The following is a 13,003-nucleotide window of genomic DNA, read 5'->3' as shown; positions in this document are numbered from 1 at the left end:
CACATGCGTTACTCCGCCAGTCACAAGCTGGAAACACGGGAAAAGTTACTGCAGAGCAGCGCGCTGTCAGCGAAGCGCTCCGGGTTTTCCACGGTGGGCGTCGATGGTTTGATGAAGGCTATCGGATTGAGTGGTGCGGCGTTCTACAGTCACTTTTCGTCAAAGGATGCGTTGTTCACCGCCATCGTCGAACGAGAGTTGGGTCAAAGCCTTGAGCGATTGGGGGGCGAGGGTGCTCAGGATCGTGAGCGACTGGAGCGCTGTCTCAAACACTATCTGAGCATGGCTCATGTAGAACAACCTGAGGCCGGTTGTGCAATACCCGCACTGGGCGCAGAGATCGCCCGATCAGATATTCAGGTGCGCGAGCAGGCCGAGGTGTGGATCTGCCGGCTTCAGGAGCGTTGGGCACAGATACTTGAGAGCGACAGCCTAGCGTGGTCAGTGTTGTCGCAATGCGTCGGCGCATTGGTGGTGGCGCGCATGTTGGCTACGCCGGACGTTCAGCAAGCGGTGCTGAAGTCCAGCCATGAAGAGATCGACCGGCAGATTGCCGGGCAGCGCTGATCTATTTACAGATAACGATCATGCTGCGACTGGTGTAGCCCGCAGGGTTGAGACCGAACGGGTAATCGCCGGGTTCTTCCACGGCGTCACCGGATTTGGCGATGACCTTATAGCCTTTCGGCAAGCAGGCACTGGCGGCACTGGCGTAGCACTTGTCCCAGGAGGACGATAGCCCGGAGCAGTTGATGTGCAGCCCTTTTTTCCCGCGTTTTACCTGAGTTTCCGAAGTCGCCGCACAACCCGCAACAGCCAGTATGGCGATCAGTATCAAAATTCGTTTCATTACCGTCCTTATAGCGGCCACGAGTCTGACGCTCGGGTTTGCCTGTGTTCGCTTGCGCTTTAAGCGTTTTGAAATCCCTGTCCGAAAAAATCCATGTCTGGCATTGGGTTACGGGTCTAAACATGGCCTAAATGCGCGCCAATTGCCAGACCTTCGTAAAAACCTCTTTCAATCAGCCGCGATGGCGGGTTTCGCAGCACTACCCATGGTCATGGTGGCGCCGACAGACGCCAGAATAATGCACAGGATCGCCATCCATTGTGACAGCGTGAGGAATTCATGCAGAAACAGAAGGCCCGATAACGCTCCGAAGGCTGGTTCGATGCTCATCAATGTGCCGAATGTGCGTGCCGGCAGACGGGTGAGGGCGACCATCTCCAGTGTGTAGGGCAGGGCGGTGGACAGGATGGCGACGCCAATGGCAATCGGGATCAGCGAAGGAGTCAAAAGGGCTGCACCTGCATGCACGATGCCGATAGGGGCGACGAACAGTGCTGCGATCATTACCCCTAATGCTGCGGTCGTTACACCATTATCGGCACCAGCCTTCTGGCCGAACAGAATGTACAGCGCCCAGCAGACACCCGCTCCCAGTGCATACCCGGCGCCTGCCAGATCGATTCCAGCACTGGTTGCGCCTGTTGGAATCAGCAACATCAAGCCTGCGGCGGCCAATGCGATCCAGAGAAAATCGATGGCACGGCGTGAGGCATAGATGGCCACGGCCAGTGGCCCGGTGAATTCGAGGGCAACGGCAATCCCCAGCGGTACGGTGCGCAACGACATATAGAAGAGGAAATTCATACCGCCCAGTGCCATCCCATAGACGATAACCGTGCGCAGTGACTTGGCGGTTAACCTGGCGCGCCATGGACGCAGTATCAACAGCATGATAACGCTGGCGAAGATCAGGCGCAGCGTGGTGGTTCCCTGAGCGCCAACGATAGGGAACATGCTTTTGGCCAGAGAGGCGCCGGACTGGATCGACGCCATGGCTATTAATAGCAGGCCAACCGGGAACAGCATTGAGGCAAGCGAGCGTGGCTGGTCATTCATCACGTGGCATCGTCCAAGGTGAGAGCAAGGCTTTATTGTTGGTGTTGGGCAATATACTGCGCACTCGATCGGGTTACGTCTATATAGAAGAGGTCTTTTTCAACTGATCGATAGAAAAGCTAAATTAACGGTTGACGGCAGATTTCAGGTGTCTATAATTCGCCCCACTTCCGGCGCAGTCGAAACGGAAAACTCCTTGAGATTCAAAGAGTTATGTAGGTTTCGGCAGCAGGTTGCTTCAGTTCATCGAGGCCAAAAGGAAGTTGAAAAAGAGGTGTTGACAGCAGCGTGTAACGCTGTAGAATTCGCCTCCCGCTGACGAGAGATCGGAAGCGCAAGTGGTTGAAGTTGTTGAAGAATTCTTCGAAAACTTCTGAAAATAATCACTTGACAGCAAATGAGGCTGCTGTAGAATGCGCGCCTCGGTTGAGACGAAAGATCTTAACCAACCGCTCTTTAACAACTGAATCAAGCAATTCGTGTGGGTGCTTGTGGAGTCAGACTGATAGTCAACAAGATTATCAGCATCACAAGTTACTCCGCGAGAAATCAAAGATGTAACCAACGATTGCTGAGCCAAGTTTAGGGTTTCTTAAAAACCCAAAGATGTTTGAACTGAAGAGTTTGATCATGGCTCAGATTGAACGCTGGCGGCAGGCCTAACACATGCAAGTCGAGCGGATGAGAGGAGCTTGCTCCTGGATTCAGCGGCGGACGGGTGAGTAATGCCTAGGAATCTGCCTGGTAGTGGGGGGCAACGTTTCGAAAGGAACGCTAATACCGCATACGTCCTACGGGAGAAAGCAGGGGACCTTCGGGCCTTGCGCTATCAGATGAGCCTAGGTCGGATTAGCTAGTTGGTGAGGTAATGGCTCACCAAGGCGACGATCCGTAACTGGTCTGAGAGGATGATCAGTCACACTGGAACTGAGACACGGTCCAGACTCCTACGGGAGGCAGCAGTGGGGAATATTGGACAATGGGCGAAAGCCTGATCCAGCCATGCCGCGTGTGTGAAGAAGGTCTTCGGATTGTAAAGCACTTTAAGTTGGGAGGAAGGGCAGTAACTTAATACGTTGCTGTTTTGACGTTACCGACAGAATAAGCACCGGCTAACTCTGTGCCAGCAGCCGCGGTAATACAGAGGGTGCAAGCGTTAATCGGAATTACTGGGCGTAAAGCGCGCGTAGGTGGTTCGTTAAGTTGGATGTGAAATCCCCGGGCTCAACCTGGGAACTGCATTCAAAACTGTCGAGCTAGAGTATGGTAGAGGGTGGTGGAATTTCCTGTGTAGCGGTGAAATGCGTAGATATAGGAAGGAACACCAGTGGCGAAGGCGACCACCTGGACTGATACTGACACTGAGGTGCGAAAGCGTGGGGAGCAAACAGGATTAGATACCCTGGTAGTCCACGCCGTAAACGATGTCAACTAGCCGTTGGGAGCCTTGAGCTCTTAGTGGCGCAGCTAACGCATTAAGTTGACCGCCTGGGGAGTACGGCCGCAAGGTTAAAACTCAAATGAATTGACGGGGGCCCGCACAAGCGGTGGAGCATGTGGTTTAATTCGAAGCAACGCGAAGAACCTTACCAGGCCTTGACATCCAATGAACTTTCCAGAGATGGATTGGTGCCTTCGGGAACATTGAGACAGGTGCTGCATGGCTGTCGTCAGCTCGTGTCGTGAGATGTTGGGTTAAGTCCCGTAACGAGCGCAACCCTTGTCCTTAGTTACCAGCACGTTATGGTGGGCACTCTAAGGAGACTGCCGGTGACAAACCGGAGGAAGGTGGGGATGACGTCAAGTCATCATGGCCCTTACGGCCTGGGCTACACACGTGCTACAATGGTCGGTACAAAGGGTTGCCAAGCCGCGAGGTGGAGCTAATCCCATAAAACCGATCGTAGTCCGGATCGCAGTCTGCAACTCGACTGCGTGAAGTCGGAATCGCTAGTAATCGTGAATCAGAATGTCACGGTGAATACGTTCCCGGGCCTTGTACACACCGCCCGTCACACCATGGGAGTGGGTTGCACCAGAAGTAGCTAGTCTAACCTTCGGGAGGACGGTTACCACGGTGTGATTCATGACTGGGGTGAAGTCGTAACAAGGTAGCCGTAGGGGAACCTGCGGCTGGATCACCTCCTTAATCGACGACATCAGCTGCTCCATAAGTTCCCACACGAATTGCTTGATTCATTGAAGAAGACGAAAGAAGCAGCCCGAAATTGGGTCTGTAGCTCAGTTGGTTAGAGCGCACCCCTGATAAGGGTGAGGTCGGCAGTTCGAATCTGCCCAGACCCACCAATTTTGTGTGGGAAACGCCTGTAGAAATACGGGGCCATAGCTCAGCTGGGAGAGCGCCTGCCTTGCACGCAGGAGGTCAACGGTTCGATCCCGTTTGGCTCCACCACTACTGCTTCTCTTGTATAAAGCTTAGAAATGAGCATTCCATCGTGGTGATGGTGAATGTTGATTTCTAGTCTTTGACTAGTTCGTTCTTTAAAAATTTGGGTATGTGATAGAAAGATAGACTGAACGTTACTTTCACTGGTAACGGATCAGGCTAAGGTAAAATTTGTGAGTTCTCTTAGTTGAGAAATTCGAATTTTCGGCGAATGTCGTCTTCACAGTATAACCAGATTGCTTGGGGTTATATGGTCAAGTGAAGAAGCGCATACGGTGGATGCCTTGGCAGTCAGAGGCGATGAAAGACGTGGTAGCCTGCGAAAAGCTTCGGGGAGTCGGCAAACAGACTTTGATCCGGAGATGTCTGAATGGGGGAACCCAGCCATCATAAGATGGTTATCTTGTACTGAATACATAGGTGCAAGAGGCGAACCAGGGGAACTGAAACATCTAAGTACCCTGAGGAAAAGAAATCAACCGAGATTCCCTTAGTAGTGGCGAGCGAACGGGGACTAGCCCTTAAGTGGCTTTGAGATTAGCGGAACGCTCTGGAAAGTGCGGCCATAGTGGGTGATAGCCCTGTACGCGAAAATCTCTTAGTCATGAAATCGAGTAGGACGGAGCACGAGAAACTTTGTCTGAATATGGGGGGACCATCCTCCAAGGCTAAATACTACTGACTGACCGATAGTGAACTAGTACCGTGAGGGAAAGGCGAAAAGAACCCCGGAGAGGGGAGTGAAATAGATCCTGAAACCGTATGCGTACAAGCAGTGGGAGCAGACTTTGTTCTGTGACTGCGTACCTTTTGTATAATGGGTCAGCGACTTATTTTCAGTGGCGAGCTTAACCGAATAGGGGAGGCGTAGCGAAAGCGAGTCTTAATAGGGCGTCTAGTCGCTGGGAATAGACCCGAAACCGGGCGATCTATCCATGGGCAGGTTGAAGGTTGGGTAACACTAACTGGAGGACCGAACCGACTACCGTTGAAAAGTTAGCGGATGACCTGTGGATCGGAGTGAAAGGCTAATCAAGCTCGGAGATAGCTGGTTCTCCTCGAAAGCTATTTAGGTAGCGCCTCATGTATCACTGTAGGGGGTAGAGCACTGTTTCGGCTAGGGGGTCATCCCGACTTACCAAACCGATGCAAACTCCGAATACCTACAAGTGCCGAGCATGGGAGACACACGGCGGGTGCTAACGTCCGTCGTGAAAAGGGAAACAACCCAGACCGTCAGCTAAGGTCCCAAAGTTATGGTTAAGTGGGAAACGATGTGGGAAGGCTTAGACAGCTAGGAGGTTGGCTTAGAAGCAGCCACCCTTTAAAGAAAGCGTAATAGCTCACTAGTCGAGTCGGCCTGCGCGGAAGATGTAACGGGGCTCAAACCATACACCGAAGCTACGGGTATCATCTTCGGATGATGCGGTAGAGGAGCGTTCTGTAAGCCTGTGAAGGTGAGTTGAGAAGCTTGCTGGAGGTATCAGAAGTGCGAATGCTGACATGAGTAACGACAATGGGTGTGAAAAACACCCACGCCGAAAGACCAAGGTTTCCTGCGCAACGTTAATCGACGCAGGGTTAGTCGGTCCCTAAGGCGAGGCTGAAAAGCGTAGTCGATGGAAAACAGGTTAATATTCCTGTACTTCTGGTTATTGCGATGGAGGGACGGAGAAGGCTAGGCCAGCTTGGCGTTGGTTGTCCAAGTTTAAGGTGGTAGGCTGAGATCTTAGGTAAATCCGGGATCTTAAGGCCGAGAGCTGATGACGAGTGTTCTTTTAGAACACGAAGTGGTTGATGCCATGCTTCCAAGAAAAGCTTCTAAGCTTCAGGTAACCAGGAACCGTACCCCAAACCGACACAGGTGGTTGGGTAGAGAATACCAAGGCGCTTGAGAGAACTCGGGTGAAGGAACTAGGCAAAATGGCACCGTAACTTCGGGAGAAGGTGCGCCGGTGAGGGTGAAGGACTTGCTCCGTAAGCTCATGCCGGTCGAAGATACCAGGCCGCTGCGACTGTTTATTAAAAACACAGCACTCTGCAAACACGAAAGTGGACGTATAGGGTGTGACGCCTGCCCGGTGCCGGAAGGTTAATTGATGGGGTTAGCTAACGCGAAGCTCTTGATCGAAGCCCCGGTAAACGGCGGCCGTAACTATAACGGTCCTAAGGTAGCGAAATTCCTTGTCGGGTAAGTTCCGACCTGCACGAATGGCGTAACGATGGCGGCGCTGTCTCCACCCGAGACTCAGTGAAATTGAAATCGCTGTGAAGATGCAGTGTATCCGCGGCTAGACGGAAAGACCCCGTGAACCTTTACTATAGCTTTGCACTGGACTTTGAATTTGCTTGTGTAGGATAGGTGGGAGGCTTTGAAGCGTGGACGCCAGTTCGCGTGGAGCCATCCTTGAAATACCACCCTGGCAACTTTGAGGTTCTAACTCAGGTCCGTTATCCGGATCGAGGACAGTGTATGGTGGGTAGTTTGACTGGGGCGGTCTCCTCCTAAAGAGTAACGGAGGAGTACGAAGGTGCGCTCAGACCGGTCGGAAATCGGTCGTAGAGTATAAAGGCAAAAGCGCGCTTGACTGCGAGACAGACACGTCGAGCAGGTACGAAAGTAGGTCTTAGTGATCCGGTGGTTCTGTATGGAAGGGCCATCGCTCAACGGATAAAAGGTACTCCGGGGATAACAGGCTGATACCGCCCAAGAGTTCATATCGACGGCGGTGTTTGGCACCTCGATGTCGGCTCATCACATCCTGGGGCTGAAGCCGGTCCCAAGGGTATGGCTGTTCGCCATTTAAAGTGGTACGCGAGCTGGGTTTAGAACGTCGTGAGACAGTTCGGTCCCTATCTGCCGTGGACGTTTGAGATTTGAGAGGGGCTGCTCCTAGTACGAGAGGACCGGAGTGGACGAACCTCTGGTGTTCCGGTTGTCACGCCAGTGGCATTGCCGGGTAGCTATGTTCGGGAAAGATAACCGCTGAAAGCATCTAAGCGGGAAACTTGCCTCAAGATGAGATCTCACTGGAACCTTGAGTTCCCTGAAGGGCCGTCGAAGACTACGACGTTGATAGGTTGGGTGTGTAAGCGCTGTGAGGCGTTGAGCTAACCAATACTAATTGCCCGTGAGGCTTGACCATATAACACCCAAGCAATTTGCGTCGGCTCTCTAAACCAGAGCAACCAGATTGCGGTGTGTGAAGACGAAACGAACCGAAAGTTCGAAAGACTCACAAAACACCGAAAACTATCACATACCCAATTTGCTGAAGCGAGGCCATCTGGTCACGACTCAGTACCCGAATTTCTTGACGACCATAGAGCGTTGGAACCACCTGATCCCATCCCGAACTCAGCAGTGAAACGATGCATCGCCGATGGTAGTGTGGGGTTTCCCCATGTGAGAGTAGGTCATCGTCAAGATTAAATTCCGAAACCCCAATTGCGAAAGCAGTTGGGGTTTTGTTTTGTCCGCAGGAAAGTTTTCGTGGGGCACCGCTGTCCCAGCCGTCGCAAGAAATGGCCATTGGGGAAATTCCTTCTGAAGTGACCGGGCAGTTTTTGGTATGGTGCAGCTCGTTTTTTAACGGACTGATGTCATGCCCACGGATCGGCATTCATTTATGTCAAAGAGTTGCTGTAGAAATGCCTGAACCCATCCCGATCAAGGATCACGAAAAAGAGACGCGTCTGGTCAACAAACGGTTGATTGCCTGCGCCTTATTTGTCTTTGCCATCAGCTGCGCCCTGGTCGTGCGCCTGTACATCCTGCAAGTGGTGGAGTTCGACTACCACTCGACCATCTCCGAAAACAACCGCGTCCACGTCTTGCCGATCCCGCCGACACGCGGCTTGATCTACGATCGCAATGGCGTGCTGCTCGCCGATAACCGTCCCAGTTTCAACCTGACCGTCACCCGCGAACGAGCCACTGACGTCAATCAAGAACTGGACGAAGTCATTAATCTCCTGCATCTGCCTGCAGAAGATCGCACAGTCTTCGATAAAGCCATGAAGCAGTCCCGCCACCCATTTACGCCGGTGACGCTGTTCTATGAGCTGACGGAGGAACAGATCGCCGTACTGGCCGTCAACGAGTTCCGCCTCCCAGGCCTTGATGTCGAACCGCAGTTTGTCCGTCATTATCCGCTCGGCGCACATTTCGCCCACTCAATCGGTTACGTCGGCCGGATCAACGAAAAAGAATCCAAAAGCCTCGATTCGGTCGAATATCGCGGTACTCAATCCATCGGCAAAACCGGCATCGAGCGTTTCTACGAAGCGCAGTTGCACGGTCACGTTGGTTATGAAGAGGTGGAAACCAACGCCCAGGGTCGTGTGCTCCGTGTACTCAAACATACCGATCCAGTTCCTGGCCAGAACATCGTCCTGAGCCTCGACATCAAACTCCAGGAAGCTGCCGAAGCGGCTCTGGGTGATCGTCGTGGTTCCGTGGTAGCGCTCGATCCGTCGACCGGTGAAGTGTTGGCCATGGTCAGCAATCCCAGCTTCGACCCGAATCTGTTCGTCACCGGTATCAGCTCCAAGGAATACTCGGCACTGCGAGATTCGATCGACCGTCCGCTGTTCAACCGCGTACTGCGCGGGCTCTACGCGCCGGGCTCGACGATCAAGCCAGAGGTGGCCATCGCCGGCCTCGACGCCGGTGTCGTGACGCCGCAGACCCGCGTTTTCGACCCCGGTTACTACCAGCTCCCGGACTTCGATCACAAGTACCGCAACTGGAACCACAGCGGCGATGGCTGGGTGGACATGGACGCGGCGATCATGCGTTCCAATGACACCTATTTCTACGACCTCGCGCATAAGCTCGGCATCGATCGCCTGCACGATTACATGGCGATGTTCGGCCTAGGCGAGAAAGTCTCGCTGGACATGTTTGAAGAGTCGCCCGGTCTGATGCCATCGCAAGCCTGGAAGCGCGCGACTCGCCGGCAAGCCTGGTTCCCGGGCGAAACGGTCATCCTCGGCATTGGTCAGGGCTACATGCAGGTCACGCCACTGCAACTGGCTCAGGCCACGGCATTGATCGCCAACAAAGGTGTGTGGAACCGCCCACACCTGGCCAAAACCGTCGATGGCGTTGCCCCGGTCGATGAGCATCCGATGCCGAACATCCTGCTCAAGGATCCGCGAGACTGGGAGCAGGTCAATCACGGCATGCAGATGGTGATGCACGATGCCCGAGGCATCGCTCGTGCGGCCGCGGCCGGTGCGCAATACCGTATCGCTGGCAAGAGTGGTACGGCGCAGGTGGTGGCCATCAAGCAGGGCGAGCGTTATAACCGCGAGAAAACCCTCGAGCGCCACCGCGACAACGCCTTGTTCGTTGGCTTCGCGCCGGCCGAGCATCCGAAGATTGCGATTTCGGTGATGATCGAAAACGGCGAGGCCGGTGGTCGTGTCGCCGGCCCTGTGGTGCGGCAGATCATGGACGCTTGGCTACTTGATCAGGACGGCCATCTCAAGCCGCAATATGCGGCGCCGTCCAAGGCGCCTGGAGACCCGCACGTCTAAAGGTTCGCAGCCCCGGCTCATGCTGGAGAGCCGAGGCTGTTGGTTGACCTGCAAAGTCTACTTGCAGCGGTAGCCTTCGGGCATCGTGACGGTGTAGTTGCGCTGCACACGGTCCTCGAAGTTCAGGTTCTGCAAGCCTTGCTCTACTAGAAAGTCTTCGACCTTGGCGGACTGGCAGTCCTCGTTATACGACGAGGCGCGAAGCAGGTAGACGGTGCGCTTGCTGGCCTCATCCCGGGCAGTGGCAATGAAAGTACTGAGCGTGGTGTAACCGGTTCGCTCCGAGGTACCTATCGGGCCATAGGTCGTATTCGGTTTACTCGTGCACGTCAGCCGATCGTCCTTTTTCTTGCTGGTCTTGCACACGGTAGAAGTGCTGGTCGGCACCTGCCCATACTCGGTGGCGGTATAGCGGTAAGTCACCTGTCGGCTGCCGATATCGAGGCTGACGGTCATTTTTATCGGCGCGTGATTCTTCGGCAGACTGGCGTCGGTATAAACCTCTTGGTAGCCCCTGTCTTTTAGCGCATTAACCATGTCCCGTAGGTAGTAGCGTGCATTAAGTGCGTTTTCGTCACTGCCGCCCGCAGAAGTCACCAGCACAGTCGCTTTTCGATCGAAGTGATAGTCCGGATCAGGTGTGGCATTCAGCGCCACGTCCATTTGTGTGGCGCAGCCGCTGATCAACGCTGTCAGTAAAAACAGCGCGCAGAATAAAAACCGGGTCATGACTAAGCCGCCTTGCAACTAAGGATTGAATAAGAGTTAAACGGTGGGGACTGGCGACAATTAACGTTCGCGCATGCGCAAGGCTCAGTCTTTCTGATATTCCAGCAGGTCGCCGGGTTGGCAATCGAGTGCTGCACAGAGTTTATCCAGAGTGGCCATTTTCACGCCCTTGACCTTGCCATTTTTCAGTAATGACAGATTGGCCTCGGTGATGCCCAGCAGGCTGGCTAACTCTTTCGAGCGAATTTTTTGCGTGGCCATGACAACGTCAAGGCGGACGATAATGGTCATTGTATTGTTCTATATGTATTGACTTTGCTCATCGCTGAGTACTTTTGCATCGCGCATGATAATTGAAAATAAACAGAGCAATACGCCTTTGACAATCTCGTAGGCAGAAGAGGAAGACAGGCCAATCGAGAATTGAAAGATGCGATCCCCAGGAGGCAGATCAATAGACAGTGCCAAACCTTGCAAGGTCTCTACCAGCGGGTAGGTGGCCGGAGCAATGATGCACAGAATCCCCACTCGCCACAGCACCTTGATATTACGCTCTGTCCAGGTTTCGCCGCGGGACAAGCGCAGGAAAAACAGCCCTGTCAGCCAGAGCACGTAGGTCGAAAGCAAAACGGGCACGAAGTCCAACATTACGAGTAATGCAGTAACCACTGGCGAGAGCCATGTATTGGGGTCAAGCAGCGTACCTTCGACAAACGGGTCAAGTAATTGCGGCGAGTTTTCGGCGAAGGCGTAGAGCAGGGCGGCGAGCATTTCATCCGTTTTAAAGAACCAGATCGACGCATTGCCGCCGACCTCGGTCGCCCCTAAAACCCAGACAAGAATCGCTGCCAGTAGTCCGACCCAATGCATGCGCTGCAGTGCCAATCCGTTGTTACGAGTACTCATGAAAAATCCTTGCGGTGTCATTGGGAATGACTAATTCTCGATGTAAAATTATCGAATGGCAATAATAAATTGTTCTTGTTTTGTTAAGGTCGCTCTTGGCATCGGGATGCCGGGCCACGGCATCGTCTTCAGTTCATTCGCTTTGGAGGGATTTCAATGTCGATAGGCTCTCGAATTCGATGCAAGTCGAGAGCAGAGGAGGGAGCGCGATCTATTCGGTGGCCGCGGGTATCGATGACGGGGGCAGGAATTGATTAGAGCGGGGACACACGCCACAGGCATGCTCAGTCGCCCGCTCCTGTAGCGCTTACTTGATCTCGGTAATGAAGTTTTCCCGCGAGCGGCGAACCTTTTTCAAGTTGACCAACCAGTCTCCCTCAGTGGCTCTATGGCCCAGTGGCAGAATCACCACACTGCGTAAGTTACGAGCCGCGAGTCCGAGGATTTCATCGATGGCTGCGGGGTCGAAACCTTCCATCGGTGTGGCATCGACTTCTTCAAATGCCGCGGCGATCAAAGCCGAGCCCAAACCGATATAGGCCTGCCGCGCAGCCGCCTGATAATTAGCCTCCTTGCCACGTTCAGCGACAATGCCCAAGAGCATCTGACGATAATTTTCCCAGCCCTCGTTAACGGTTCCGCGTACTTCATTGGTCAGGTCGAACATCATATTGACTCGCTCCGCAGTGATGTCATCCCAAGCGGCAAACACCAGCAAATGAGAGCAGTCGGTAACCTGCTGCTGATTCCAGCTGACGGCTTTGATCTTTTCGCGAATCTCTGGATTGGTCACTACGAGCAATTCAAAAGGTTGCAGTCCACTTGATGTCGGCGTTAACCGTACAGCTTCCAGAATGCGTTCGATTTTTTCATCGGACACCGTCCGGGAAGGGTCGTACTTTTTCGTTGCGTAGCGCCATTTCAGCAGGTCTGTCAGTGTGCTCATCATCAAATTCCATAAAGGTGAAAGATGTTCAGGTGGGTCAATAACGACTGGCTGCCGTGCTGAACCTGGGCTTATGCTAACGATTAAAGCCAACTTGAAGGTCAAGCTCTTTTATGAAAATTGGAGAGGTTTCCAAGCGCACCGGTGTGGCCGCTTCGGCAATACGTTATTACGAGGAGCAGGGTTTGCTGGAGCCTTCTACCCGTGACGCCAACGGATATCGCCACTATGGCGAGGCGGCTGTCGCGCGATTGATTCTGGTGCGCGATGCCCAGCGGCTGGGATTTTCTCTCGACACCATACGCGGGCTGTTCTTGCAGGACGGGAGTTGTTCGAAATCGCTGACCATCGAGCAAATCGATATCCGTATGGATGAGATACGCCAGATCGAGGCCAACCTGGCGCTACAGCGGGAGGGTTTGTTGCGGCTACGGCAGGTGCTTGAGGAAAGTTTGCGCAGTGGTGCGCCTGTCGTGTGCGCGAGTGCGCACCGGGCCGAGTCGTATCGGCCTGAGCATAACATGATCACGCGCAACGCATTGCACGGGCGTTGACCCACATTTGA

General features: G+C 53.6%; 9 protein-coding genes, 2 tRNA genes and 3 rRNA genes. 8 read left to right on the top strand and 6 right to left on the bottom strand.

All coding sequences use genetic code 11. From position 1 onward, the window contains the following. The first annotated feature begins 3 nt into the window (after positions 1-3). Positions 4-567: a TetR/AcrR family transcriptional regulator gene (locus tag ACZ0A4_RS14610; protein WP_463575326.1), complete on the top strand. Its 564-nt coding sequence runs from the start codon at positions 4-6 to the stop codon at positions 565-567. A gap of 1 nt (position 568) precedes the next feature. Here the strand turns inward: ACZ0A4_RS14610 and ACZ0A4_RS14605 are convergent, their stop codons facing one another. Beyond that, positions 569-850: a hypothetical protein gene (locus ACZ0A4_RS14605; RefSeq protein WP_095120409.1), complete on the bottom strand. Its 282-nt coding sequence runs from the start codon at positions 848-850 to the stop codon at positions 569-571. A gap of 168 nt (positions 851-1,018) precedes the next feature. Beyond that, positions 1,019-1,906: a threonine/homoserine exporter RhtA gene (gene rhtA / locus ACZ0A4_RS14600; RefSeq protein ID WP_463575325.1), complete on the bottom strand. Its 888-nt coding sequence runs from the start codon at positions 1,904-1,906 to the stop codon at positions 1,019-1,021. Between the two features lie 612 nt (positions 1,907-2,518). Between rhtA and ACZ0A4_RS14595 the strand changes: the two genes are divergently transcribed. The 6 genes from ACZ0A4_RS14595 to mrdA all read left to right on the top strand — a co-directional run bounded on the left by ACZ0A4_RS14595 (position 2,519) and on the right by mrdA (position 9,857). Then, positions 2,519-4,055 (top strand): 16S ribosomal RNA (locus ACZ0A4_RS14595). 81 nt (positions 4,056-4,136) lie between these two features. Next, positions 4,137-4,213, top strand: a tRNA-Ile gene (locus tag ACZ0A4_RS14590). Between the two features lie 30 nt (positions 4,214-4,243). After that, positions 4,244-4,319: transfer RNA gene (locus tag ACZ0A4_RS14585), tRNA-Ala, on the top strand. A gap of 246 nt (positions 4,320-4,565) precedes the next feature. Further along, positions 4,566-7,459: ribosomal RNA gene (locus ACZ0A4_RS14580) — 23S ribosomal RNA — on the top strand. A 167-nt stretch (positions 7,460-7,626) separates the two neighbouring features. Further along, positions 7,627-7,742, top strand: a 5S ribosomal RNA gene (gene rrf, locus ACZ0A4_RS14575). The 16S, 23S and 5S rRNA genes sit together here with 2 tRNA genes alongside, the layout of an rRNA operon. Positions 7,743-7,964: 222 nt before the next feature. Beyond that, the gene (mrdA, locus tag ACZ0A4_RS14570; RefSeq protein ID WP_463575324.1) at positions 7,965-9,857 is read left to right on the top strand and encodes a penicillin-binding protein 2; all 1,893 of its coding nucleotides are present in this window, start codon (positions 7,965-7,967) and stop codon (positions 9,855-9,857) included. A gap of 57 nt (positions 9,858-9,914) precedes the next feature. Here mrdA and ACZ0A4_RS14565 read toward each other — a convergent pair whose 3' ends face one another. The 4 genes from ACZ0A4_RS14565 to ACZ0A4_RS14550 form a co-directional block, all read right to left on the bottom strand. Further along, a complete protein-coding gene (locus ACZ0A4_RS14565; RefSeq protein ID WP_463575323.1) occupies positions 9,915-10,586 on the bottom strand; it encodes a hypothetical protein in 672 nt (223 codons plus the stop codon). 84 nt (positions 10,587-10,670) lie between these two features. Next, positions 10,671-10,877, bottom strand: a complete 207-nt coding sequence (locus ACZ0A4_RS14560; protein ID WP_007910409.1) for a helix-turn-helix domain-containing protein — start codon at positions 10,875-10,877, stop codon at positions 10,671-10,673. 9 nt (positions 10,878-10,886) lie between these two features. Beyond that, the gene (locus tag ACZ0A4_RS14555; protein WP_463575322.1) at positions 10,887-11,492 is read right to left on the bottom strand and encodes a hypothetical protein; all 606 of its coding nucleotides are present in this window, start codon (positions 11,490-11,492) and stop codon (positions 10,887-10,889) included. A 307-nt stretch (positions 11,493-11,799) separates the two neighbouring features. After that, positions 11,800-12,438 (bottom strand): NAD(P)H-dependent oxidoreductase, encoded by a 639-nt coding sequence (locus tag ACZ0A4_RS14550; RefSeq protein WP_463575321.1) that lies wholly within the window; start codon positions 12,436-12,438, stop codon positions 11,800-11,802. Positions 12,439-12,551: 113 nt separating this feature from the next. Here ACZ0A4_RS14550 and ACZ0A4_RS14545 point away from each other — a divergent pair, with 113 nt between their 5' ends. After that, positions 12,552-12,992 carry a MerR family transcriptional regulator gene (locus ACZ0A4_RS14545; RefSeq protein ID WP_463575320.1) on the top strand — a complete coding sequence of 147 codons (441 nt, stop codon included), beginning with the start codon at positions 12,552-12,554 and terminating at the stop codon, positions 12,990-12,992. Positions 12,993-13,003: the final 11 nt, after the last annotated feature.

The sequence above is a fragment of the Pseudomonas sp. AC172 genome (genome assembly GCF_979258595.1).
This window is presented reverse-complemented; position numbering and strand designations above follow the sequence as displayed.